The sequence below is a fragment of the Streptomyces longwoodensis genome, assembly GCF_001514125.1.
GTDB lineage: Bacteria > Actinomycetota > Actinomycetes > Streptomycetales > Streptomycetaceae > Streptomyces > Streptomyces longwoodensis.
The window spans coordinates 66,379-90,465 of the sequence record NZ_KQ948558.1; the positions used below are offsets into that span (position 1 = coordinate 66,379).

The 24,087-nt window shown below is 73.9% G+C and carries 21 protein-coding genes; 9 read left to right on the forward strand and 12 right to left on the reverse strand.

Annotated elements, in window-relative coordinates; genetic code table 11:
• The first annotated feature begins 109 nt into the window (after window positions 1-109).
• Window positions 110-997 (forward strand): MurR/RpiR family transcriptional regulator, encoded by an 888-nt coding sequence (locus tag AQJ30_RS24830; RefSeq protein WP_067238159.1) that lies wholly within the window; start codon window positions 110-112, stop codon window positions 995-997.
• Window positions 998-1,043: 46 nt separating this feature from the next.
• Here AQJ30_RS24830 and AQJ30_RS24835 read toward each other — a convergent pair whose 3' ends face one another.
• The 5 genes from AQJ30_RS24835 to AQJ30_RS24855 form a co-directional block, all read right to left on the reverse strand.
• Window positions 1,044-2,345 carry a cyanophycinase gene (locus AQJ30_RS24835; RefSeq protein WP_067238162.1) on the reverse strand — a complete coding sequence of 434 codons (1,302 nt, stop codon included), beginning with the start codon at window positions 2,343-2,345 and terminating at the stop codon, window positions 1,044-1,046.
• Window positions 2,346-2,441: 96 nt separating this feature from the next.
• The gene (locus tag AQJ30_RS24840; RefSeq protein ID WP_067238165.1) at window positions 2,442-3,692 is read right to left on the reverse strand and encodes a M20 family metallopeptidase; all 1,251 of its coding nucleotides are present in this window, start codon (window positions 3,690-3,692) and stop codon (window positions 2,442-2,444) included.
• Complete coding sequence (locus tag AQJ30_RS24845) at window positions 3,689-4,441, reverse strand: amino acid ABC transporter ATP-binding protein (RefSeq protein WP_067238642.1); 753 nt, start codon at window positions 4,439-4,441, stop codon at window positions 3,689-3,691. The genes AQJ30_RS24840 and AQJ30_RS24845 overlap by 4 nt, the downstream gene beginning before the upstream one ends.
• An 8-nt stretch (window positions 4,442-4,449) precedes the next feature.
• Entirely contained in the window at window positions 4,450-5,439 is a 990-nt protein-coding gene (locus AQJ30_RS24850) for an amino acid ABC transporter permease (protein ID WP_245727094.1), read from the reverse strand.
• Complete coding sequence (locus AQJ30_RS24855; protein ID WP_067238166.1) at window positions 5,436-6,392, reverse strand: ABC transporter substrate-binding protein; 957 nt, start codon at window positions 6,390-6,392, stop codon at window positions 5,436-5,438. The genes AQJ30_RS24850 and AQJ30_RS24855 overlap by 4 nt, the downstream gene beginning before the upstream one ends.
• Window positions 6,393-6,673: 281 nt before the next feature.
• Between AQJ30_RS24855 and AQJ30_RS24860 the strand changes: the two genes are divergently transcribed.
• The 6 genes from AQJ30_RS24860 to AQJ30_RS24885 all read left to right on the forward strand — a co-directional run bounded on the left by AQJ30_RS24860 (window position 6,674) and on the right by AQJ30_RS24885 (window position 14,644).
• Entirely contained in the window at window positions 6,674-8,110 is a 1,437-nt protein-coding gene (locus AQJ30_RS24860) for a hypothetical protein (protein ID WP_245727096.1), read from the forward strand.
• 182 nt (window positions 8,111-8,292) lie between these two features.
• Window positions 8,293-8,967, forward strand: coding sequence for a TetR/AcrR family transcriptional regulator (locus AQJ30_RS24865; protein ID WP_079084279.1), 675 nt, complete (start codon window positions 8,293-8,295; stop codon window positions 8,965-8,967).
• A gap of 196 nt (window positions 8,968-9,163) precedes the next feature.
• Window positions 9,164-10,318: an alkane 1-monooxygenase gene (locus tag AQJ30_RS24870; protein ID WP_067238654.1), complete on the forward strand. Its 1,155-nt coding sequence runs from the start codon at window positions 9,164-9,166 to the stop codon at window positions 10,316-10,318.
• 92 nt (window positions 10,319-10,410) lie between these two features.
• Window positions 10,411-11,640, forward strand: a complete 1,230-nt coding sequence (locus AQJ30_RS24875; protein WP_067238169.1) for a glycoside hydrolase family 88 protein — start codon at window positions 10,411-10,413, stop codon at window positions 11,638-11,640.
• Between the two features lie 23 nt (window positions 11,641-11,663).
• The gene (locus AQJ30_RS24880) at window positions 11,664-13,358 is read left to right on the forward strand and encodes a glycosyl hydrolase family 28-related protein (protein ID WP_067238171.1); all 1,695 of its coding nucleotides are present in this window, start codon (window positions 11,664-11,666) and stop codon (window positions 13,356-13,358) included.
• Window positions 13,355-14,644 carry an alginate lyase family protein gene (locus AQJ30_RS24885; protein ID WP_067238174.1) on the forward strand — a complete coding sequence of 430 codons (1,290 nt, stop codon included), beginning with the start codon at window positions 13,355-13,357 and terminating at the stop codon, window positions 14,642-14,644. The genes AQJ30_RS24880 and AQJ30_RS24885 overlap by 4 nt, the downstream gene beginning before the upstream one ends.
• 39 nt (window positions 14,645-14,683) lie before the next feature.
• On the opposite strand, the gene AQJ30_RS24890 is transcribed toward AQJ30_RS24885, so the two are convergent.
• From AQJ30_RS24890 to AQJ30_RS24905, 4 genes are all read right to left on the reverse strand, one after another.
• The gene (locus AQJ30_RS24890; RefSeq protein WP_067238177.1) at window positions 14,684-15,709 is read right to left on the reverse strand and encodes a polyprenyl synthetase family protein; all 1,026 of its coding nucleotides are present in this window, start codon (window positions 15,707-15,709) and stop codon (window positions 14,684-14,686) included.
• Entirely contained in the window at window positions 15,706-16,746 is a 1,041-nt protein-coding gene (locus tag AQJ30_RS24895; RefSeq protein WP_067238179.1) for a tetratricopeptide repeat protein, read from the reverse strand. The genes AQJ30_RS24890 and AQJ30_RS24895 overlap by 4 nt, the downstream gene beginning before the upstream one ends.
• Window positions 16,747-16,996: 250 nt before the next feature.
• Complete coding sequence (locus tag AQJ30_RS24900; protein ID WP_067238181.1) at window positions 16,997-17,521, reverse strand: hypothetical protein; 525 nt, start codon at window positions 17,519-17,521, stop codon at window positions 16,997-16,999.
• 56 nt (window positions 17,522-17,577) lie between these two features.
• Window positions 17,578-17,952 (reverse strand): hypothetical protein, encoded by a 375-nt coding sequence (locus AQJ30_RS24905; RefSeq protein ID WP_079084280.1) that lies wholly within the window; start codon window positions 17,950-17,952, stop codon window positions 17,578-17,580.
• A 270-nt stretch (window positions 17,953-18,222) separates the two neighbouring features.
• Here AQJ30_RS24905 and AQJ30_RS24910 point away from each other — a divergent pair, with 270 nt between their 5' ends.
• Complete coding sequence (locus AQJ30_RS24910; protein WP_245727098.1) at window positions 18,223-19,575, forward strand: helix-turn-helix domain-containing protein; 1,353 nt, start codon at window positions 18,223-18,225, stop codon at window positions 19,573-19,575.
• A gap of 67 nt (window positions 19,576-19,642) precedes the next feature.
• Here the strand turns inward: AQJ30_RS24910 and AQJ30_RS24915 are convergent, their stop codons facing one another.
• Together AQJ30_RS24915 and AQJ30_RS24920 are read right to left on the reverse strand one after the other, a co-directional pair.
• A complete protein-coding gene (locus AQJ30_RS24915; protein ID WP_067238658.1) occupies window positions 19,643-21,160 on the reverse strand; it encodes an alpha/beta hydrolase domain-containing protein in 1,518 nt (505 codons plus the stop codon).
• A gap of 232 nt (window positions 21,161-21,392) precedes the next feature.
• Window positions 21,393-22,547 (reverse strand): S1 family peptidase, encoded by a 1,155-nt coding sequence (locus AQJ30_RS24920; RefSeq protein WP_067238187.1) that lies wholly within the window; start codon window positions 22,545-22,547, stop codon window positions 21,393-21,395.
• 212 nt (window positions 22,548-22,759) lie between these two features.
• Between AQJ30_RS24920 and AQJ30_RS24925 the strand changes: the two genes are divergently transcribed.
• Window positions 22,760-23,257, forward strand: a complete 498-nt coding sequence (locus AQJ30_RS24925; RefSeq protein WP_067238189.1) for a GNAT family N-acetyltransferase — start codon at window positions 22,760-22,762, stop codon at window positions 23,255-23,257.
• Between the two features lie 38 nt (window positions 23,258-23,295).
• Here AQJ30_RS24925 and AQJ30_RS24930 read toward each other — a convergent pair whose 3' ends face one another.
• Complete coding sequence (locus AQJ30_RS24930; protein ID WP_067238192.1) at window positions 23,296-23,925, reverse strand: TetR/AcrR family transcriptional regulator; 630 nt, start codon at window positions 23,923-23,925, stop codon at window positions 23,296-23,298.
• Between the last annotated feature and the right edge of the window lie 162 nt (window positions 23,926-24,087).

Here is a 24,087-nt window from a genome sequence, read left to right on the forward strand (position 1 = left end):
GCCGAGGGCGTAACAGGCGATACATTCGCACCGTGAGCAACCACTTCCTGTACCGGCGCGCCGCCGACCGGCGGCCCCCCGCCCAGGCGTTCCGCCCGGGGCGTGCGGCATGAGCGGCACGCTGGCCGACGAGATCCGCGCCCGGCTCGGCGAACTCAGCCCCGCCGAGCGCAAGGTCGCCCGGGTCCTGCTCGCCGGGTACCCCGCGGCCGTGTTCGAGACCGTCGCCACGATCGCCGAGCGTGCGGCGGTGTCGACGCCGACCGTGCTGCGGTGCGCCACCCGGCTGGGCTACCGCGGCTTCCCCGACCTCCAGGCCGCCCTGCGCGCGGAGCTCGACGAACGCAACGCCTCACCGATCACCCTGTACGAGAGCGCCACGGCCGCGCCCGGTCCGGAGGGAACCGCCGACGCCTCCGGCGGGCCGGAGGAAGGGCCACTGCTCGACCGGGAGTTGAGCACGGTCACCCACGCGGTGTCGCGGACGTTCCGCGAGGTGTCGCCCCACGACTTCGGCCACGCGGTCGAGTTGCTCGGCGACGAGCGGCGCCGCGTGCACCTGGCCGGCGGCCGGTTCACGCACCTGCTGGCGCAGTACCTCGGACTGCACCTGATGCAGTTCCGCGACCAGGTGTCCTTCCTGCCCGACCGCGACGTGGAACGGACCGCGTACCTGACCCAGTTGGGCCGGCGTGACGTCACCGTGGTCTTCGACTACCGGCGCTACGAGGAGGACAAGACGGTCGTCGCGGAGCTGGCGCGGGAGAACGGCGGCAAGGTGGTCGTGTTCACCGACCCGTGGCTGTCCCCGGCGGCGGCGCACGCCGACGTCGTCCTCACCAGCCACGTCACGTCCACCTCGCCGTACGACAGCCTGACGCCGACGTTCGCGCTGATCGAGTCGCTCGTCGCGGCGGTGCTCCACCGGATCGGGCCCGCCGCGCACCAGCGGATGAAGGACGCCGAGGGGGTCGCCCGGCGCATCGGCCTGCTGTGACGGCGGACGGGCCGGGCACCTCGCGGAGGTGCCCGGCCCGTCCGGGTCAGCGCGGCGCGACGTCGACCCGCAGGCCGAGGAGCGTGCGGGCGTGGGTGCCGTCGGCGGTCCAGGCGGAGAAGCCGCCCGCCTTGGTGAAGGTGACCTGGAAGCGCGGTCCGGACTCCCAGGTGGTCGCCGTGGCCGTGCGCTGGGCCCGGGTCTCGGCCAGGGCGCGGGCCGTCGCGCGGAACGCGTACGGCGTGCCCTCCGGGTCGGCCGCCGAGTGGAACACGTCGGTGGCCACCGGCACCGGTTCCGTGCCGGCGGGCACCAGCCGCCGCTTGTCGGGCGCCGGGAGGGCGCGCCAGGTACGGGCCTCGTAGCGGTCGCCGTCGGTGAGGTAGCTGTACCGGGCGCCGCTGAGGCTCCAGCCGGACCCGGTCGCGCGGGTGCGGGCCTCGCGCAGGTCGAGGACGGAGACGCCCTGGGGACCGAGGACCGTGAGGTGTTCGTGCCGGCTGCCGGGGTGGTCGACGACGAGGGCGGTGTTCTCGTCGAGGGCGTAGACGCGGTCGTGCCCGGTGTCGGCGGCCAGCCGCAGCGCCCGGCCCTCCCGTCCGTACACCCCGGTGTGGGTGTCGAGGAGGCCGGAGCGCAGGAAACCGAAGCCGCCCCGTGGGATGTACGCCAGGCGGGTGGCGTCGTCGAAGTAGCCGGGGCTGCTGCCGTCGCGCAGGCCCTCGTACGACTCGCCGCCGCTGACCATGTCGGGCCCGGAGGCGATCTGGGCGCCCGCGGACGAGCCGGCGACCACGGCGCCCCGCGCCAGCTTGGCCCGGATCGCGGCCAGCACCCGGGAGTCGGTGTGCCGCTCACCGTTCAGCAGGCAGGTGAGATAGCGGTACTGGTCACCGCCGCCGAAGAAGAAACCGGTCATGGACTCGACCTGGGCGACCACCTCGTCGGCGTCGGCGGCGGGGACGTGGTCGAGGTCCACGGGGATCCACTGCGCGTCGGCCGCGCCGTGGCGCTTGAACAGACCCGCGTAATAGGCGCCGTTGCAGGCGGAGTTGCTGCACAGGTCGGGATCGGCCGCGTCGGGGTCCTGGCTCTCGGGCACGGAGGCCGCGGTGATGACGCCGATGCGGGCGGCCGCGCCGCCGGCCCGCCGGACGATCTCGCCGTAGACCTGGGCGTTGTCGTCCTTGAGGCCGCCGCCGACGAGGACGAGGGACCCGGGGGTGGGCGCCTTCCCGGCCGGCACGGCCCGGGCGGCGGGTGCGGCGGACAGCAGGCCGAGGCCGAGGGTGGCGGCCCCGCCGGCCAGGACGGTGCGACGGGTCGTGCGGGGCGGGTCGGTACGCATGACGCCTCCAGGCGTGAACGGGGTGATGGCGCAACCGCCCGTCGCCGTGGGACGGTTGCCGGGTCGGGTACGGCGGTTGGGTGAGCAGGCCGGCCGTCAGCGCGCGGGACAGGCGTCCCCGGGTGCCGTGTGCGCGGGGCCGGCGTTCCCGAGTGCGGTGATCAGTGCCGCCAGCAGGGCGACGCGCGGGGGGACGCTGGAGGTGTCGAGCCACTCCTGCGGGGTGTGGTCGGCGCCGCCGACCGGGCCCAGTCCGTCCAGGACCGGGACACCCGCCCCGGCGATCAGGTTGGCGTCCCCCACCCCTCCGGTGGCGGCCGCCCCGAGGGTGATGCCGAGCGCGGCGGCGGCCCGCTGCGCCGTGTCGAGCATGCGCCGCGCGGCGGGGGTGTCCTCCATCGGCGGGCACAGGTCCAGTTGTTCGACCTCGACGGTGGTGCCGGGGACGGTGGGACGGCCGGCGGCCTCGTGGAGGGCCTGCCTGGCGTGCCGGATCCCCGCGACGGTGGTCGCACGGACCTCCACGCGCAACTCCGCCCGCGGACAGACGATGTTGGCCCGGGAACCGGCCCGTACGACACCGACGTTGACGGTGACCCCGTCCCACCTGCCGTTGAGGGACTGGATGGCGACGGTGAGGTGGGCGGCCTCCAGCGCGGCGTTGGCGCCGCGTTCGGGTTCGATGCCGGCGTGGGCGGCGCGCCCGGTGACGGTCAGCCGGAAGTCGGCGACGCCCTTGCGGACGATGACCAGGTCGCCGTTCTCCCGGGCGCACTCCAGTCCGAGTCCGTAGTGCACGCCGAGGGCGGTCTCCTCGATGACGGCGCGGGCGGCGGGCGAGCCGATCTCCTCGTCCGGCGTGGCGAGGAACACCAGTTCCTGGTAGCCGTCGACGCCGTGCTCGTCGAGGACCTCCAGCGCCGTCAGCCCGGCGAGGAGGCCGCCCTTGTCGTCGCTGACACCGGGACCGTGGGCCGTGCGGCCGTCGAGGGTGAAGGGCCGCGCGGCCGCGGTGCCCACGTCGAAGACGGTGTCCATGTGGCCGGCGAGGAGGATCCTGCGCCCGCCGTCGGACTCCCGCAGCGCTCCCCGCTTGCGGGCCACGAGCACGTCGCCCGAGCCCGGTCCCTGGGCGGGGGCGGCGGGCCGGATCCGGTCGACGGCGAACCCGAGCCGGTGGAGGCGGTGTTGCACCCAGTCGGCCACCTCGTTCACGCCGTCGGCGTGGTAGGAACCGGAGTCGATGGAGACGAGTTCCGCCAGGTCGGTCAGGTAACGCGCGTGGCGCGCGCGGGCGAGTGCCAGGAACTCCGTGGCCAGTTCCCGCCGCCGGGCCGGGGCGGTCACAGGACCTTGGACAGGAAGGCCCGCGTGCGCTCCTGTTCCGGTTCGACCAGGACCCGGCTCGGGTCACCCGCCTCGACGACGACGCCCTCGTCCATGAAGACCGCCGTGTCGCCGACCTCGCGGGCGAAGCCGATCTCGTGCGTGACGACGACCATCGTCATGCCGTCGGCGGCCAGTCGTCGCATCACGTCGAGCACGTCTCCGACGAGCTCGGGGTCGAGGGCGGACGTCGGCTCGTCGAACAGCATGACCTTGGGCCTCATCGCCAGGGCGCGGGCGATGGCGACGCGCTGCTGCTGGCCGCCGGAGAGCTGGGCCGGGTAGTGGTGGGCCCGGTCGCGCAGCCCGACCTCCTCCAGCAGCACCATCCCCTGCTCCCGGGCGTCGGCCCGGGACGCTCCGCCCACCCGCACGGGCGCCTCGGTGATGTTCTCCAGGGCGGTCATGTGCGGGAAGAGGTTGAAGCGCTGGAAGACCATGCCGATGTCGCGGCGGCGCTCGGCGACCTCCCGCTCGCGCAGTTCGTGGAGGCGGTCGCCGTGCCGGCGGTGGCCGACCAGTTCCCCGTCGACGGAGAGCCTGCCGCCGTCGATCCTCTCCAGGTGGTTGATGCAGCGCAGGAAGGTGGACTTGCCCGAGCCGGAGGGGCCGAGGAGACAGCACACCTGTCCGCGCTCCACGGTCAGGTCGATGCCCTTGAGCACCTCGAGCCGGCCGAAGTGCTTGCGCACTCCTTCGGCCCGCACCATGGGGGTGCTCATCGGCCGCCCTCCTCGATCGTGTCACTGGTGTCGTTCTTGTTGTTCCGCTGCGGGAACAGGCCGCCGGCGCCCGCGAACAGGCGGCGGAACGGCGAGACGTGTCCGCCCCGCGCGGTGCCGCGGCCGTAGCGGCGCTCCAGCCAGGCCTGGGGCACGCCCAGCACCGTGACGAGTGCCAGGTACCAGATGCTGGCGACCACCAGCATGGGGATGACCTGGTAGTTCTGGGCGTAGACGTCCTGGATGTTGGACATCAGGTCGTGGGCGGAGATGACCGAGACGAGGGCGGTCATCTTCAGCATGTTGATGGTCTCGTTGCCCATCGGGGGGATGATGACGCGCATCGCCTGCGGCAGCACGATCCTGCGCAGGGTGAGGGCGGGGCGCATGCCGAGGGAGTGCGCGGCCTCGGTCTGTCCGGGGTCGACGGACTGGATGCCGGCCCGGACGATCTCGGAGGCGTAGGCGGCCTCGTTCAGGCCGAGGGCGAGCAGGGCGGCGACGGCCGGGGTCAGCAGGGAGTTGGTCTCGGCCTGGAAGAACGTGACGTGGGTGAACGGGATGCCGATCTGCACGGAGTGGTACAGCGCGGCGGCGTAGCCCCAGAAGATGATCTGGACGAGCAGCGGGGTGCCGCGGAAGACCCAGACGAAGCCGGTGGCGACGGCGTACAGCACCGGACTGGCGGACAGCCGCATGACGGCGATCAGCGTGCCGAGGCCGAGCCCGAGGGCCATCGCGGCTGCGGTCAGCCACAGGGTGGTGGTCAGGCCGTCGAAGATGAGTGGGGCGAACAGGTAGTCGCCGACGACGTCCCAGTGCACGTTGTCGTTGCGGGCGAGGGAGCCGACCAGTCCGACGAGGGCGGTCAGGGCGAGCACCGTGGCGATCCAGCGGCCGTAGGCGCGCACCGGTACGACCTCCAGCTCCGGTGTGCTGCGGTCGCCGTCGGGCAGGGTGCCGAGCGGGGGCTTGGTGTCGATCACTGCTGGTCCGCCGCCGCGTTCTTGGTGGCTTCGCGCACCGCGATGGAGGCCACGCCGTACTTCTCGAAGATCTTGGTGACCGTGCCGTCGTCGATCAGCGCCTGGAGCGCCTTCTGGATCGCCGTGGTCAACTGGGGCTGCTGCTTGCTGACGGCGATGCCGTTGGGCGTGGCGTCGTAGCCGCCGGGTGCCTGCGGGTCCTCGACCAGGTCGAAGGCCTTGCCGCCGTCCGCGGTCTTGGCCACCCAGCCGGCGGCGGGCTTGGTGAGCAGCTGGGCGACGACCTTGCCGGCCCGCAGGGCGAGCTGGGCGTCGGAGTCCTTCGGGAAGGTCTGGATGTCGATGCTGCCCCGGCCCGCCTTCGCGCAGGCGCTCTGCCGGGACTTCAGCAGGTCGAGCTGGTGCGTCGCGGCCTGCACGGCGACCTTGCGCCCGCACAGGTCGTCCAGGACGGCGAGGTGCTCGGGGTTGCCGTCGGCGACGAGGAGGGCGGAGCCGGACCGGGAGTAGTCGACGAAGTCGACGACCTGCTGGCGTTCCTTGTTGTCGGTGATCGCGGACATCGCGGCGTCGAACTTGCCCGCCTGGATGGCCGGGACGATCCCGTCGAACTTCTGCGGCGTGAACGCGAACGTCACCCCGAGCTTCGCCCCGAGCGCCTGTCCGAGGTCGTGGTCCAGGCCGGTGAGCGCACTGTCGCCCTCCTTCACGTACATCTCGAAGGGCGGGTAGGGCACGTCGGTGGCGACCCTGACCCGGCCCGCCTCCTTCACCCGGTCCGGCAGCAGGTCGTGCAGGGTCCGGTCCTTGCTGATCCGCACTCCGGCGACGGAGGCGGGTTTGTCCGCCGCGGCGGGGTCGGGCGCGTCGCTGTCGGAACAGGCGGAGAGCGCGGCGAGGGCCAGGGCCGCCGTGGCGGCGGCCGCGGCGCGGGGGACGGAACGAGCGTTCATCGCGGTCGAACCTCTCGAGGGAGAACTGCCGACGGGATCCAGCCGTCGGCGACACAGCAAGGAAAGTACAGATGAAGCAAGTCAGTGGCTAGATGTAACTCGCGTTACGTTCGCATAACGCGGGACCAAGCGCCGACAAAGGCGGCGCAACGGGGCCATAGTGCGGAGTCAACGCGCAGGAGGGGATCGTGCGGTGCCGGGGGGCGTCATACATATTCTCGGCCACCGCTTCTCGCTGTATGTTCCGCTACACCTCGTCCCGACTCCGTGAGGAGCTTCCGATGGCCCGTTCCCTTCCCCGCCGGGTGCCGCGTCGTGCTGCCGCCGCCGCGCTCGTCCTGACCGCCCTCACCGCCTCGCTCGCCTCCCAGCAGCCGGCTCACGCCGCCGCGCAGCGCGTCCGGCTCGGCAGTGCCGCCGACGTCGACCGGACCTCGTGGAACGGACGGGCGTTCACCATGAACGGCGCCGGAGCCGTCGTACCGGCCACCTTGTCCAGGGCCGTCGACACCATCCGCGGCGGCACGGGCAGCATCGACGTGGTGGTCCTCGCGGGCTCCGCACCCACGTCCGGCAGCGCCACGCCCGAGTGCGACACGGCGATGACCGTGACCGGGGTCAACTCCTGCACCACCTGGACCCTCACCACGGCCGCCGACGGCAACGACAGCCAGGTCAACGCCGACATCCGCAAGGCGGAGTTCGTCTACTTCGCCGGCGGCGACCAGTGCCGGTACGCCGCGTGGAAGGGCACGGCCCTCGAAGCGTCGGTGGAGTCCGTGGTCGCCAAGGGCGGCGGCTCCGGCGGCGGCAGCGCCGGCCACCACGTCAACAGCCCCGTGGTGTACGACGCCTGCAACGGCAGCGTGACCAGCTCCGAGGCGCTGGCCGACCCGTACGACAAGGCCATCACCTTCACGACCGGCCTGTTCCAGTGGCCGGACTACGCCGGAGTGATCAACGACTCGCACTTCGTGACCCGCGACCGCATGGGCCGCACCATGGCGTTCGTCGCCCGGGCGGTCAAGGACGGCCTCGTCACCGGCGGCGCCGCCTGGGGCGTCGGCGTGGAGGAGGGCGGCTCGCTCTTCATCGACCGCGACGGCACGGCCACCGAGTACGGCAAGGACGCCTACGTCGTCCTGGGTGACCACCAGCCGGAACAGGCCACCGCGCGCCAGCCGTTGACCTACTCCGGCTTCAAGATCTGGCGCCTCGCGCCCGGCACCGCGTTCGACTTCAGGCACCGGCCGACCTGCGGCTACTACCTGCGCAGCGTGGTCGGCGGCGTGCTGGACGCGGACCCGTACAGCGGGACCCCGGTCACGGACTGCGGCTCCCCCACGGGCTCCACCCTGGCCGAGAGCGAGCCCAACGACACCCGGGACACCGCCGACGACGCGACCGGGCTGCCGTCCCCCAAGGTCCTCACCGGCACCATGAAGTCCACGTCCGACCGCGACTACTTCGCCGTCGCACTCGCCTCCGGCCGGACGGCGACCGTGAACTGCTCCGTGCCGGCCGCCTACGACGCCGACCTGTACTGGCTGGACTCCTCCGGGCGGACCGTGGCCCGTTCGGTGAACAACGGCGCCGGCGCAGACGAGGCGCTGAGCTTCACCCGGACCGCCTCCGGAACCGGCACCTACTACCTCGACATGGAGGCCTACAGCGGGTGGGGCACCGCCCCGTACTCGTGCACCGTGACCGACGCCTGACCTGACGGAACGTCAGAACGTTGACAGCGTGATCCGTTTGTCATCAGCGGTGGGTCGCTGACAGGCTCGTGCTCCCCCCAAGGGTGCGTCTCCGCCTTCGCCGGGCGGCAGGCGGAGACGCGCCGCCCCGGGCGGCCGCCCCGTCCGGCACCCGTGCGAGGACCGGTTGCGAGGAGGGAATCGTGGAGGACGCGTCGTCCGCCCCGGTGGAGGGGCGCGCCGCGGCCGCCCTGCCGCCCCGTGAGGCCTGGCGGAGGAGGATGCGGGACGACGTCCTGGACGCGGCGCGCTCCATGGCCGCCGAGCGGGGCTGGGACTCCGTGAGCCTCTCCCAGGTGGCGGCCCGCGCCGAGGTGTCCCGGCCGTCGGTGTACAAGGAGTTCGGCAGCCGCGGCGGACTGAGCCGGGCGCTGGTGCAGCGGGAGGCCGAGCGCTTCCTGGGCGGCGTGGCGGCGGCCCTGCAACGGCCCGCCGCGACCGCGCCGGACGCCCTGTCCGCCGCCGTCCTGCACGCCCTCCAGCAGGCCATGGGCAACGCCCTCGTCGCCTCGGTGGTCCAGGCGGCCCGCGAGGGCAGCGACTCCCTGCTGCCCTACCTGACCACCCGCTCGGAGCCGGTGGTCACCGGGGCGCGGGAGTTGGTGCGGTCGTGGTACCAGGCGCACTACCGGCACCACGACGACGTGCGGACGGACCAGGCGGCCGACGTCATCGTGCGCCTCACCCTGTCCTGCATCGTCCTGCCTCCCCCCGCCCACACCCTGCGCGAGACGGCCGACTTCATCACCGCCGCCGCCCTGGGGGTACTGGAACGGCGCCCTCATCCGCCCCGCTCGGACGACGCGCAAGCGAGCTGACGGCACGTCAGAACGTTGACAGCGCGTCCCCGATTGTCAGCGACCGCCGGTGGTGCCACGCTCTGCCAGGCGTCCGGATCCCGGACCCGCACCCCCGCGCCGCAGGCGGCCGACGAGCCGCCCGGTGCCCCGCACCCACCGGCATCCGGCGGCGCACCGCGTCGCGGAGCCGTCGTCCCCCGAGGAGCGCAGCACGATGACAGCCCCGTCGACGACTCCCCCTCCCGCACCGGCCGCCCCGCCCTGGCGCGACCGCAAGCGCTACGCGTGGCTGCTCGGCCTCGCCGTCCCCACCCTCCCCTTCCAGGCGGCGGCGCTGGTCGCGGTCACCGACTGGGCGCCGCTGTGGTGGTGGGGGCCGTTCTTCGCCTTCGTGCTCATCCCGCTGCTGGACGCGGTGATCGGCCCGGACCGGGAGAACCCCCCGGACGAGGTGATCCCGCTGCTGGAGCAGGACCGCTACTACCGCTGGTGCACCTACCTGTACCTGCCGCTGCAGTACGCCGGTCTCGGCTACGCCTGTCTGCTCTGGTCGCGGGGCATGGCCGTGCCGGACGCGCTGGGCCTCGCGGCCACCGTGGGCGTCGTGGCCGGCGTCGCCATCAACACGGCCCACGAACTCGGCCACAAGCGGGAGACCGCCGAACGCCGCCTGGCCCGGCTGGCGCTGGCCCAGGCCGGGTACGGCCACTTCTACGTCGAGCACAACCACGGGCACCACGTGCGCGTGGCGACACGTGAGGACCCCGCCAGTTCGCGGCTCGGCGAGAGCGTGTGGGCGTTCCTGCCGCGCACGGTCGTGGGGAGCCTGCGGTCCGCCTGGCGCCTGGAGGCCCGCCGCCTGGGCCGCCGCCGGCAGCGCACCTGGTCGCGCCACAACGACGTGCTCACCGCCTGGGGACTGACCGCCGCGCTCTACGCGCTGCTCGCCGCGTGTTTCGGAGCGGTGGTCCTCCCCTGCCTCCTGCTCCAGGCCGCGTGCGGCATCCTGCTGCTGGAGACGGTCAACTACCTGGAGCATTACGGGCTGTTGCGGGAGCGGCGGCCCGACGGGCGGTACGAGCGGGTCGCCCCGCGCCACAGCTGGAACAGCAACAACACCACCAGCAACATCTTCCTGTACCAGCTCCAGCGGCACTCCGACCACCACGCCAACCCGCTGCGCCGCTACCAGACCCTGCGCCACTTCGACGAGGCACCCCAACTGCCGTCCGGTTACGCGTCCATGATCGTGCTGGCGTGGCTCACACCGCTGTGGCGGCGGGTGATGGACCCCAAGGTGCTGGCGCACTACGGCGGCGACGTCCAGCGGGCCAACCTGCACCACCGTCGGCCACGTTCACGTACTTGAACTCCATGCACATGGGTGTACCGACCCCCCTCCCCTGTGTCACGCTCCTGACAACTGCCCGCCCGTCGTCACGAGTTGGGGGTCACCCACGCATGGCCGTTTCCCGGCGCACAGTGCTCACCACGGCGGCCGCCGTCACCGCCGTCCAGGTCCCCGCCGCACCAGGCGCCCGAGCCGCGGCGGCGGTGCCGGCGCCCGCGGAAGTGAGACGCACCCTGGAGTCCGCGGCGGAGTACGCCGTCGAGAAGGTGCGGGCCGTCGCCCCGCGGGTCACCGGCTTCCCCGTCGGGACGAAGTTCGAGAAGTGGGTGTACTCGCAGAACGGCGACTGGGTCGGCGGCTTCTGGCCGGGCACCCTGTGGCTGGCACACCTGTACAGCGGCGACACGGCGCTGCGGACGGCGGCCCTCGACTGGGCCCGCCGGCTCGCTCCGCGCCAGTACGACACGACCACCCACGACCTCGGCTTCCTGTTCGGCCCGTCGTGGGTCACGGCCTGGCGCCTGACCGGCGACCCGTACTGGCGGGCGGGCGCCCTCCAGGCCGCCGACACCCTGATCCGGCGCTTCCACCCCCGCGGCCGCTTCCTGAGGGCCTGGGGACGGCCGGACGAGGCCGCCAACGCGGGGCGCGTCATCATCGACACGATGATGAACCTGGACCTGCTGGCCTTCGCGAGCCAGGAGTCGGGGGACGGCCGGTACCTCGACATCGCCGTCCAGCACGCCACCACCACCCAGCGGCACTTCCCCCGGCCCGACGGCTCCACCCCGCACGTCTTCGACTTCGACCCGGACACCGGCGCCCCCGTCGGCCCCGCCACGGTCCAGGGCTACAGCCCCGCGTCCTGCTGGTCGCGGGGCCAGGCCTGGGGGATCTACGGCTTCACCACGATGCACCGCCGCACCGGAGACCCCGCGTTCCTGGCCACCGCGCGCCGACTGGCCGACTTCGCCGTGCACGCGCTGGGCAGCGACCACGTACCCGTGTGGGACTACCGCGCGCCGCAGCAGCCGTACGACGTCAAGGACGCCTCGGCGGGGGCGGTCATGGCCTGCGGACTGTGGGACCTGTCCGCCGCGACGGGCGAGCGCGCCTACCGCGACGTGGCGCTGCGGCTGCTCACCGCGCTGTCCCGGACCTGTCTGACGCGCGCGTCGGCGCGCGCCGACGCGGTCGTCGCCCGGTGCACCCGCAACCGTCCGGCCGAGGACGGGGTCGAGATCTCGCTCCCCTACGCCGACTACTACCTGCTCGAAGGCCTCCTGCGCGTGCTGCGCCCCCAGGACGCCGACCGGGCCCTCGACCTGTCGGGCCACTGACCCGGGAGCAGGAGACGGACGACATGAACGGCAACGACACCGCAGGCACTCCGGGCATCAGCAGGCGCACGCTGCTCGGCGGTGCCGCCGTCGGCGCGCTCGGCGCCGTGACCGCGGCCGCGGTCCCCGCCGCGGCCGACCCCGGACACGTACCGCAGCTCTGGCGCGAGTTCGCGCACGACCCCGTCCGGCACCCCCAGATCCCGTACGTCGGACGCGCCGGGTACGGCGGCGGTGCACTCCGGCTGCCCCGGCCACCGGTCGTGGCCGACGTACGGGACTTCGGGGCCGTGGCGGACGGGCGGACCGACTGCGCCCCCGCCATCAACCGTGCCCTCGCGGCCGCGGGCGAGGCGGGCAGCGGCACGGTCACCGTCCCGGCCGGCACCTTCCGCATCGACGGTCTGGTCCGCCTCGGCCACTCCCACGTCGTCCTGCGCGGCGCCGGCAGCGGCCGCACGACGCTGTACGCGACGAGGAACCTCACCGAGCTGATCGGCCCGTACGGCTCCCGCTACGGCGGCGACAAGTCGTCGTGGTCCTGGGCCGGCGGGCTCATCTGGCTGGCGCCGCAGGCCCGTTGGAACGCGCTGACCGAGGCGATCAGAGCCCGGCAGTGGCCGTTCGAGGGCTGGACCGGCAACCGGCGCGACGAGTGGCGCGCGCTCACCGCCGTCGCGCCCGCCCGCCGGGGCGACCGGACGGTGACGGTCGCCGACCCGGCCGGCCTGCGCCCCGGCGCGCTGGTGCTGCTGCGCCTCGCCGACGACGCCGGGCACACCCTGCTGCGGCACATGGCCGGGGACGGGCCCGGCCCCGCCGCCTACACCTGGGCCGACAAGTCCAAGCTGCTGTCGTACGTCCCCTACGAGTGGCCGGTGCGCGTCACCCGGGTCCACTGCCGCAGGGTCACCCTGGAGCGGCCCCTCCCCCTCGACGTGCGTCCCGAGTGGGAGCCCCACTTCACCACGCACGTACCCGAGTTGACCGGAGCGGGCGTCGAAGGGCTGACGCTGGAGGCGGTGGAGACCCCGCAGCGCCCCCACCTCCTCGACCTCGGCCACAACGGCGTCGTCCTGCAGTGCGCGTACGACTGCTGGGTCGACGACGTGACGGTCCGTCACACCGACAACGGCTTCGGCCTGGTCGCCGCCTCCGCGTGCACCCTGCGCCACACCCGGGTCGCGGGGCGCGGCTCCCACCACCCGTACTTCTGCCGTGAGGGCTCGCACGACAACCTCATCGAGGACTTCACCATCGAGGAGCGCACGGTCCCCGCGCCGCCCGGCACCCAACTGCACGGCATCAACGTCGAGGGCCTGTCGTCGTACAACGTCTGGTCCCGGGGGGACATGCGCACGGGCACCTTCGACAGCCACCGCGGGCTGCCGTTCGCCGACGTCCGCACCGACATCACCGTGACCAACGACGGCCGCCACGGCGGCGACGCGAGCGCGGGCCCCCTGTTCGGCGCCCGCTTCACCCACTGGAACATCCGCGTCACCAACGGGCGCGCGGGCCTGGTGAGGATCGACGGCCTGGCCCCGTACTCCGCGACCGTCGGCATCAACGAGGTCCGCGAGTTCGGCCAGACCGACGTCCCCGACTTCGACGGCGACCTGCACAGCCGGCTGGAGCTGTACGGCACGAGCGACGTGGTGCGCCCCCGCAACCTGTACGAGGCCCAGCGGGCCCTCACGAAGGGAGCCGGCCGATGAGGACCGCACACCGCGGGGCCACCGTCCTGGTCACCGCCCTGGCCGCGTGCGCCGCGCTCGTCACCGGCGGCGCCCCACCCGCCTCCCCGGCACCGGCGGCGCCCCCCGCGCACGGCGTCCCCCGCACCGTCGTCCTCGACGGCCCCCGCCTGCACCGCACGAAGATCCGCCTGGAGCACGGTGACGCCCGGCTGCGGCGGGCGGCCCGGGCCCTGACCGCGCGCGCCGACGCCTGGCTCGGACAGGGTCCGTGGACGGTCGTCGACAAGCCCCGTCCGGCGCCCGGCGGCGACGTCCACGACTACCTGAGCCAGGCGCCCTACTGGTGGCCCTCCCAGCCGCCCGGTCCCGACAACCCGTGGGGCTGCCCGTACGTGCAGCGCGACGGGCAGCGCAACCCCGAGGTCGACACCGGCACCGACCGCCAGGACCTGGAGAAGGTCGTCGACTCGGTGTACGACCTCTCCCTCGCCTGGTACTACACCGGCGACAGCCGCTACGCCCGCAAGGCGTCCCAGGTCCTGCGCACCTGGTTCCTGGACCCGGCCACCCGGATGAACCCCCACCTGGACCACGCCCAGTTCATCCCCTGCCGGTACGACGGCCGGGCCATCGGCATCATCGACTTCTCCCAGTCGTACACCGGCGTCCTCGACGCGATCGCCCTCCTGGACACCGGCGCCCCCGGCTGGTCCGCCGGGGACCGCGGCGCGATGACCCGGTGGAACGAGGACTTCCTGCGCTGGCTGGGCGACAGCGACTTCGGCCACCAGGAGGGCGCCGCCACCAACAACCACGGCACCTTCCACGACCTGCAGCTCGCGGCCCTCGCCTACGCGACCGGCGACGAGGACCTGGCACGCCGCACCGTCCGGCGGGCGGCGGACACCCGCATCACCCCGCAGATCGCCGCGGACGGCAGCCAGCCCCAGGAGCTGGCCCGCACCCGGAGCTGGCACTACTCCGCCTTCACCCTGGTCGCCCACACCCGGCTGGCCGCGATCGGCCGGCACCTGGGCGTGGACCTGTGGGGCTACGAGGGCCCCGCCGGGCAGAGCCTGTTCAAGGCCGTCGACTACCTGCTGCCCGCCGCCACCGGGGCCGCGGCCTGGCCGCACCCGGAACTGGAGTTCCACCGCTACGCCGCGACCGACGTCGTCCACGCGGCCGCCGACGCGGGAGACCCCCGGGCCCGCAAGGCCCTGGCGTCCCTGGAAGCACCGCCGGGAGGCGACCTGTGGCTGCTGCGCCCGGCACCCGAGCAGCTGGACTCGATCGCGGGGTGAGCGTCGGCGCCCGTCCGGCGGCAGCACCGGCGCCGGGCCTCACCGGGTGCGCGCCACCACACCGTCCAGCAGCGCGCGCAGGTCCCGCACCGGCCGTGCGGGTGCCCTGATCCGGTCGAGCTCCGACAGCGCCGCCGCGCTGCACCCCCGCGCCACCGCGAGCGCCGCCGCGCGTCCTCCCGCTTCCTCGGCCAGCTCCGCCGCCGCGGCCACGTCCCCGTCCGCTTCGAGCAGGGCGGCGAGACGACGGGCGGCGGGGCGGTCGCTCTCCAGGGCGGACACCACCGGCAGGGTCTTCTTCCGCTCGCGGAGGTCCCCGTGGACGGGCTTGCCGGTGACGGCGGGATCGCCCCACGTCCCGAGCACGTCGTCCGCGATCTGGAAGGCGACCCCCGCCTGCCGGCCGGCCCGGTCGAGGCCGGCCACCACCGCGGGGGACGCGCCGCCGAGCAGCGCCCCCAGGGCCAGCGAACAGCCCAGCAGCGCACCGGTCTTGCCCTCGGCCATGAGCCGGTAGTCCGTGCTCCGCACGCGCTGTGGCCCGGTCCACGGGCGTCCGGCGAACAGCAGGTCGTCGGCCTGTCCGCGCACCAGGTCGCCCAGCGCCGCCGACAGCAGCCGTACGGCCCCGGCTCCGCCGGCGGACGTGGCGAGGGTGTCGACGGCGAGCGCGAAGAGGGCGTCGCCGGCGAGGACAGCCGGGCCGGTCCCGTACGCCCGCCAGACGGCGGGACGGCCGCGCCGCACCGGGTCGCCGTCCATGACGTCGTCGTGCAGCAGCGAGAAGGTGTGCACCAGTTCCACCGCGACGGCGGCGGGCACCCCTGCCTCCGGGGACGCTCCGGCGATCTCCGCCCCGAGCACCGCCAGCGCCTGGCGCAGGCCCTTCCCCCCGGGGGCGGTGACCGGTGCGCCGCCCACGTCGCACCAGCCGAAGGAGTAGGCGGCCATCTCGCCGACCCAGGGGTGCAGCCGGTCCACGGCCTCCCGCAGCGCCGGCCGGGTCAACCGCGCGCAGCGGTCGACGACTTCGGCCGGTGCCGCCGCCACGTCCGCCACCGTCACGCGGAGACCTCCTCGTCCGCCACGAACTCCGCCTGGGCCTCGGCGACCATCTCCCGGGCGTGCCGCAGTCCGATCCGCTCGGTCAGCCGGGCGAGTTCGGCGAGTTCGGCCGCCGTCGCGGCGCGGTCCCGGCCCAGTCGGGCCAGTGCCTTGGCCAGCCCGAGCCGGGCCAGCGTCTCCCCGCGCGGCTCGGTCATCTCACGGAACTCCGCCAGCGCCTCCCCGTACAGGTCACGGGCCTCGGCGTACCGCCCGGCGCGGTAGAGGACGTTGCCCCGCATCTTGAGGTTGTAGGCGAGAGCGCTCTTCAGTTTCATCTCCCGGCACGTCGCCTCGGCCTCCGACAGCAGGGACAGGGCCCGCTCGGTGTCGCCGTCCCGCACGGAGACGACGTCCGCGAGGCCGCGCAGGGCCCAGGCGTGCCCCCGCCGGTCCTCGGCGCGCGCGGATATCTCGGCCGCCTCGGCGAACAGTGCGTGGGCGCTGTCGTACTGGCCGGTGTTGCGACGCATCTGGGCGATGCCTTCCAGCGCCCAGACCGTGTGGCGGGCCTCGCCGCGCTTGCGGGCCTCGTCCAGCAGTTGCTCGTGCAGCCGGCCCACGGCCTCGTAGTCGCCCTGGATGCGGCCGGTCTCGGCGAGACCCGCCAGCGAATAGCCGCGGACGACGACGTCGCCCGCCCGTTCGCCGACCTCGGCGGCGAGGGCCAGGAGCCTGCGGGCCAGCGGGAACGCGCCCCGCTGACGGGCCAGGGTGCCGCCGCTCCAGAGCGCCCAGGCCATGCCCGCGGGGTCCCCGGCCTCCCGAGCCGTGCGGTAACTGGCCTTCCAGGCCCGCTCGGCGTCCTGCACGTGCCCGAGGCGCCGGTGCGCTTCGGCGACCGCCAGGCCCGTGCGCGCCGCCTCGGCGGTCCGTCCGGCCCGTACGGCCTCCTGCATCTGCTCGGTGCCGGCCGCGAGCACGTCCGCCAGCGGTGCGTTGACGGACAGGGTGGTGAGGGCGCCCTGGTACTCCGGGGCGAATGCCTTGCCGTACATCGAAGCCTTTCTGTTCGGTGTGCCGGACCCGCGTGTATGCACCTCGCGTATACATGAGGTGTATAGTCCGGCGGCCGTCCGCCCTTCTGCGGAGGAGGGGGTGGGAAGGGCTGCGGCCCGTTCGTCGTCCGGCAAGACGGAGGATCGACGTCCGGGGTTGCCTGCGGTGATCAAAAAAGGCTTCGGACCGCGGGGCGCACACCAGCCGGGCGGCGGGCCCCGTGAAGAGGCCCACCGCCCGGCGTCCGCGTCAGCGGCTGCTCGTGGTCTGGATGTCGACGACGCGGTTGTAGCGCTCCAGCAGCACGAAGAGCTTGGTCGTGTGCGCCGTCGACCCGCTGCCGAACGTCAGGGTGACCACGACCTCGTGGCCCATGCCCACGGCGCCGTTGTCGGTCACCGTCCAGCGCGTCGGGACGTTCTGGGCGCGCAGGACGCCGTCGGCACCGTTGGTGTTCTCCCAGGCCGCCAGCCGGGTGGCGAACTCGGGCGTCAGGTAGTGCGCGCGCAGCGCCTTGGCCAGCGTGGCGTCCGGGTCGGTGTAGTCGCCCTTGGCGTCGATGTAGGCGCCGTAGAAGTCGGCGACCCGGGTGAGCGGTTGGCCCTGCGTGCCGGCCACCGGCTGCGGTGCGGCGGTGGCCGTCCTCGCCGGGGCGGGGACGGACGCCTGCGCCGACACCTGCGTCGACACGCCGAGTCCGACGGTTAGGGCCAGGGCGGTGGCGACGGCGGCGCGGCGGGCCGGACGGTGCGGGCGGGAGGGGTGCGTGGTCATGTGGGTTTTCCTTCTCTGTGTGCGGGTCTCTTCGTGCGGGGGACGACAGGTCGTGGTCAGCAGGTCGAACTGGTCGAGATCCGGATCCCCGTGACGCTGTACGCGTTCGAGAAGACGGTCTCGGTGTTGGGCGGCAGGCAGATCGAGGACCCGTCCTGGAGCCGCAGGTGGGCGACGTCGTCGTTGCGGGTGTTGACGACGTGGTAGTGCGGGCGGGACCTGACGGTCTGGTAGGAGCTCGTCACGTCGCGGTACTTGGTGATCGGAGTGCCCGCCTCGTAGGCGTGCTCGTCCACGTAGAAGCAGACGTAGGGGTACGCGCAGCCATGGGTGGCCGGCTCCGCGTGGGCCGCCGACAGGCCGGTCAGGGACAGGGCCGCTGCGGCCAGGGCCACGCTCGCCAGGCGCGCCGGCTTGCGGACGGAGTCCATCGAACCTCCAGGAGGAAAGGGGGAATGGGCAGTACGAAGCCGTGCGGGCAGCGGTCGGTGCGCGCTCGCGGAACGGGCTCGGGGGGGCGGCACCGGTCGGTCTGGGAGACCCGCGGCCGGTGCGACACCAAGAGCATCGGCGGCCACCCGCCCCCGGCGCAACGATCTTCGCCCCTTCCGGGACGGTGGAACCATCCCAGCCCGCCTGACGTGCAGGGACATGGGTGCCTGGGATGCCGGATCGCGGGCCGGGACGGAGGAACGGTGTCGATGCCGGACGAGGTCGAGGAGTTCGCGGCGCTGCTGCGCACGCTGAAGGACCGCACGGACCGCAGCTACGGCTCGCTGGCCCGGCGCGTCGGCATGAACACCTCGACGCTGCACCGGTATTGCACGGGCGAGGCCGTACCGCGCGACTTCGCGCCCGTCGAACGCCTCGCGGTCTTCTGCGCGGCGACGCCACAGGAGCGGCTGCGGCTGCACCGGCTGTGGTTGTCGGCGCTGGCCGCCCGGCAGGGGGCGGGCCCGGACGCGCCGCCCGCGGAGCCGGAGCCGTCGGCGCGTGCGGTCGCGGAGGCGCAGACAGTGGGATCAATTCCACCGGCGCGGACGGAGGTTGCCGAGGCGGACGCGGGACGTCCGGTGGAACGCGACTCCGTCGGAGCGTCGGGGGTCGCGCCGGTCCCGGCCCAGCCCGGGTCCTCCCCCGCCGCCCGTCCCCGGTACCGCCGCCGAGCCGTGCTCGCCTCCGCCGCCGTGGCCTGCGCGCTGCTCGCGACCGTGCCGGGCACCTTCGGCCTGCCCGGCGGCGACCACTCCCCCGAGGCGGGCGCACCCCGTACCCCCGCCCCTCGTACGACCGCCGCCCCCGACGCGCCCCACCCGTCGGCCACGCCGTCACCGGAGCACGCCACTCCGGGCGTCACCCCGACCGGCACCCCGACCGGCACCCGCGGCGGTCCCACCACGGCCGCCAGGCCCGCCACCGTACTGCCCCTCGCCTGGACCACGGACTCCCTGGTCTGGGACAAGGGCTGCGACCACGACTACGTCATCGGCAAGCCGCCGACCGACGTGCCCCCGCCGCCGCTCGAGCAGGACGCCGGGCTGTGGGCGGCGACCCAGCACGCGGTGCACGGGCGGCACATGCAGGTGCGCATCACGGTGCAGGGGCGGTCGTCCACGGCCGTCGTCCTGGAGGCGCTCCACGTCCGCGTCGCCGGCCGTGACGCCCCGGCCGCCGGCAATGCGTACGCCATGGACCAGGGGTGCGGCGGGGACTTCGCGCCCCGCAGGTTCGCCGTGGACCTGGACGTCGACCGTCCCGTCGCCCGCCCGCGGGACGGCGCGGAGGCCGGCCGGAGGCTGCCCGCGGTCAGCTTCCCGTACCGCGTGTCCGCCGAGGACCCCGAGGTGCTGCTGGTCGACGCGACGGCCCGGGCCCACGACACCCGCTGGTACCTCGAACTGGACTGGTCCTGCCAGGGCCGCACCGGTACGGTCCGCATCGACGACCACGGCCGCCCGTTCCGCACCACCGGCATCACCGGGCTGCCGCACTACTGGTACGGCACGGACGACGCGGGCGAGCGGGCCTGGGTGCCCGATCACCCGCAGTCCTGAGGCCGCCGCTCGACCGTCCGCGGCCCCGGCCCCGCGGCGCGGGGTCGGGACCGCGGACGGGTGGGCGTCAGCCGCCGACGCCCGAGTCCTGCGCGGCCGCGACGATCGCCGTCGCGTCCTCCGGCAGCAGGTAGCCGGCGTCGACGGACCGCTGCGCGGCCGTGCGCACCTTGCCCACGTAGTCGGCGTGGGTCGGGTACAGGCGGCTGAGCACCGGTTCCGCGGTGGGCGGGAACGCCGGGTCGGACGGGTCGCCGTCGTCGTGCCGGTCCCAGGCGTCGGCGTCGCCGTTCCAGGGGTCGCGGGCGCCGTACAGGCCGCAGAAGACGCCGCTGTCGGTGGTGTCGCGCGAGCCGGTCAGCGTGCGGGTGGGCACCGTGACGTCCGGCAGCCGGACGCCGCCGGTGGCCAGGCCGGTGGCCGGGTCGCGCAGCACCGTGCTCAGCGGCTGACCGCTCGGCGGCCGCGGCCCGCCCCGCGCCCAGCCGGCCAGGTGGCGCAGTGCGACGTTCATCGCCCAGTGGCCGGGGCCGTCGTTGAAGGGCGCCGAACCGGCGGCGCAGTCGGCCGAGGGCGCGGCCTGGCCCGCCGACTTCTCCACGGTGGGCTGGCCGAGGTCGTAGGCCCACTGGTCGCCGTGGGCGGTGCCGGCCAGCTCCCAGTGCACGACGCTCGCGGTGTCCGGCTGCCGGGCGACCGCGGCGCCCGGCACGTCGGTCTCGGTGAGCACGACGAACGTCGGCACCGTCAGGTCGGTCCTGATCCGGGACGGGTTCGGCATGAGCAGGGTGTCGGCCAGGACGCCGGTGATCGGGGCGGCGACCGCGCTGTTGCTGTGCACCATGAAGCCGTCGTACACCTGGGACACCGGCTGGACGGCGTTCACGTACGTCGTCATGAAGCCGGCCGACTGGGACTCGCCGTCGGCGAGCAGGGTGCGCACGGGGAGCCCGCCGAGCGGGTCGGGTCCGTTCGGTGCGCGCAGCGCCCGGCCCGCCTGGGAGAAGATGTCGTAGGCGAAGGCGTCGCCGGGGTGGACCAGGCTGCCGTAGCGCGCCGGGTCCCAGCCCTTCAGGCCCTTGATCTCGCCGAGTCCGCCGTTGACGCCGACGGCCTGGGCCGAGACGCCGACCCAGGCGTACCCCTGGCGCAGCAGCTCGTCGCGCTCGAACCAGTAGTCCGGGGAGAGGTCGATCTGACCGCTGACGTTGAGCCACTCCACGACCACGGTGCCGTTGAACTTCGCGGGGTCGGTGGGGCGGCGCACCAGCAGGCGGCTCTTGTAGGCGGCGGTGCCGGACGCGCGCACGTTCCACCGGCCGTCCGACGTCCACAGTCCGGACTTGACGTACGACGTGGCGGTGCCGGAGAGGAAGTACTCGCTCTCCGTGTAGCCGTACGAGCCGAGGTCCTCCGCCGCGGCGAGGAACGGGAAGCCGTGACTGCCGGCGGGCGGGACGGTGACCGTGGGCCCGGCGGTCGCGGCCGCGGCCGGGGTGGCCTGCGGACCGTGGAGCAGGGCGCCGCAGAGCAGCGCCCCCAGCGCGGTGGCGGTGACGGACCGCCTTGATAAGCGGGCAGGCATGCGCACGAGGTACCTCCGTGAGGGAAGGGAGTCTCCGGGGTTGCGACCGCAGTGTCACCGGCCGACGCCTGCCCTGGCATCGGCGAATCCACCGGCGTCACCGGCCGACGACGCCCACCGGCAGCACCGGGCAACCGAGGCTCCCGCTCCGGTCGTGCTCCCCCAGGACGCCCGGGGCCTGCACCGGACCGACAGGAGGGGGCCGGCGTGTGCGCGCCGGCCCCCGTCGAGGTCATGCCGTGTGCAGGCGCAGGCCGTAGCGGTTCAGGATCTCGTTGATCGGCTGGAACCAGGTCTCCCCGCCGCTGCTGCAGTTGCCCCAGCCGCCGGAGGTGACGCCCTGGGCCTGGTCGCCGGAGATGAACGAGCCGCCGGAGTCACCGGGTTCGGCGCACACGTTCGTCTTGGTGAGCTGGTGGACGGCGCCCTGGCTGTAGTTGACCGTCTCGTTCTGCGCGAGCACCGTGCCGCAGTGCCAGTGGGTCGTGGAACCGGAGCGGCAGATCGACGCGCCCACGGGGGCCACGTTCGACCCGCGCACCAACTGGTCGGGCACGGTGCCCCAGCCGAGGACCACGGGGACGGTCCACCAGCCGCTGCCCACACTCACCCAGGAGTAGTCGTTGTCCGGGAAGGAGGAGCCCTGGAAGGTGCCGATGTAGCTGCGGTCCCAGCCGCTCACCCCGGCGCCGGGCTGCCCGCAGTGGCCGGCCGAGACGAACCCGCCCTGCACCGAGAAGCCGATGGAACAGCGCACGTTGCCGGTGTAGTACGGGTCGCCGCCGACCGTTCCGGCCGCGAACGTGCGCGGGGCGGCCCGTACTTCGCGGACCGTCACCGGGCCGGCCTCGAGGGCCTTGGCGACGAACGCCCTGACATCGTTGTCCGCCCGCTGGTCCGCGACGACGTCCACCACCACGCGGTTGGCCCGCGGGTCCACGCGCCACGCGGCGACGCCCCGGGGAGCGGGGGCGGCGTCGAGGTGCTTCTTCGTGGCGTCCAACTGGGCGGCGGAGTACTCGGCCCGACGCACGTCGGCGCCCGCCTCGCGCAGTCTGCCGGTGAGGGCCGGGTCGGTCGAGGCGACGGTGAGCCTGCCCGTCGACGCGTCGAACCAGCTGCCCGCGTAGGAGCTGCCGGCCAGGCGCCTGACGCGCTGGTCCAGGGCGGTCGCCCGCCGTTCGGCGAGCAAGCGGTGTTCGGCCTCGCTCTGGGTGAGGTGCAGGTCGCGCTGCATGGCCTGCAGCAGGCCCGGGGACGGTTCGGCGGCGGCCCGGGTGTCGGCGGATGGTGCCGGGGCGGCCTGGGCGGTCGGGGAGAGGACGGCGGCGCCGGCTCCGAGGGCGATCAGCACGGCGGCGACGGCGCGCGGTCGTAGGGGACGCATGGAGTGCTTCCTTCCGTTCGCGTGGGGGGCGCACGCCGGCCGGGGACGGCCGGCGGCACTGACGGTGAGAGCGCTCTCAACTCCAGCGGGGAGGTTACGCCGACCCGGTCAACTGGTCCATACCTGGTGCGGGTTGACTCCAGAGGGGACGCGCACGGGGACACATTCCGGCCACGCCCTCACGCGCGGCGCACGCGTCGTAGAGTCGGGGCATGCCCGAGCTGACGCCGCTGACCGCAGAGCACGCCCCGGCGGTCCTGGCGTTCGAACGCGCGAACCGCGCCTGGTTCGCCGCGTCGGTCTCCGACCGCGGGGACGCCTGGTTCGACGCGTTCACCGAGCGGTTCCGCGCCCTGCTGGGCGAACAGGAGGCCGGTGTCTGCGCCTTCTACCTGCTCCTCGACGAGGACGGCGCCGTCCTGGGCCGGTTCAACCTGTACGACCTCGAGGACGGCTGCGCCGACGTGGGCTACCGGGTCGCGCACGACGCCACCGGCCGGGGCGTGGCGACAGCGGCGGTACGGGAGTTGTGCCGGCTGGCGGTCTCACGGCACGGGCTGCGCAGGCTGCGGGCGGCCGTCGCCGACACGAACCCCGCGTCCCACCGGGTGCTGGCCAAGGCGGGTTTCGCCGCGGTGGGCCCGGCCGGCCCGGACGCACTCGGCGGCAGGACCGGCACCTGGTACGAGCGCGACCTGGCGTCCCCCTGACGCCCGTCGCGCACCGGCGGACACCCCCTAGGGGCCCGTCAGTCCCGGACGGTGATGCCGCTCAGCAGCAACTCCAGGGCCTGTTGGAGCTCTTGTTCGAGCCGGCCGTTGGGCTCGGCGTCCGCCTCACGGAACCAGCGGTACAGCGCGCCCAGGTAGATGTCCCGCAGCACGTTCCCCACCTGCTGCGGGAGGACGTCCGCGCGGAACTCCCCGCCGTCCCGGCCCTCCTCGATGATCTCCGCGAACAGCCCGGCGACGTACGGTTCCTCCATGAGCGGCCGGCCGGCCTTCACCCAGGCGATCAGCATCGCGGCGGCGCGCTCGTGCTCCTCCTCGTTGATCCGGCCCAGGATCGTGATGCAGCGGCGCAGCCGGTCCGCGGCGCCGATCCGCTCGGGGAAGGCGTCGGCCATGATCGCGACCAGCCGCTCCCGGCGCCGCTCGCCCCAGGTGCTGATGAGGTCTTCCTTGCGCTGGAAGTGGTTGAAGAAGGTCCCGCGGGCCACGTCGGCGCGTTCGGCGATCTCGTCGACGGACGTCTGCTCGTACCCCCGCTCGGCGAACAGTTCCAGCGCGGCGGTGTAGAGGCGCTCCTTTATCTTGATCTTGTTCCGCTCGCGGCGCCCCAGGGGCTGGGCCTGGTTCTCGGGTGGGGACGTGTCCATCTCTTCCTCCTGCACGCGCCGGATCAGTAACAGGACGGAGACGTGCGTCGCGGCCGAGTACCGCGGATGGGCGCCTGAGTCGGCAGTGACATGTCGGGTGGACTCCCCTGCGTTCTCGCACTCACCGGTCGCCGGCCGCCCGGGCCCCGGCCCTACGCATTC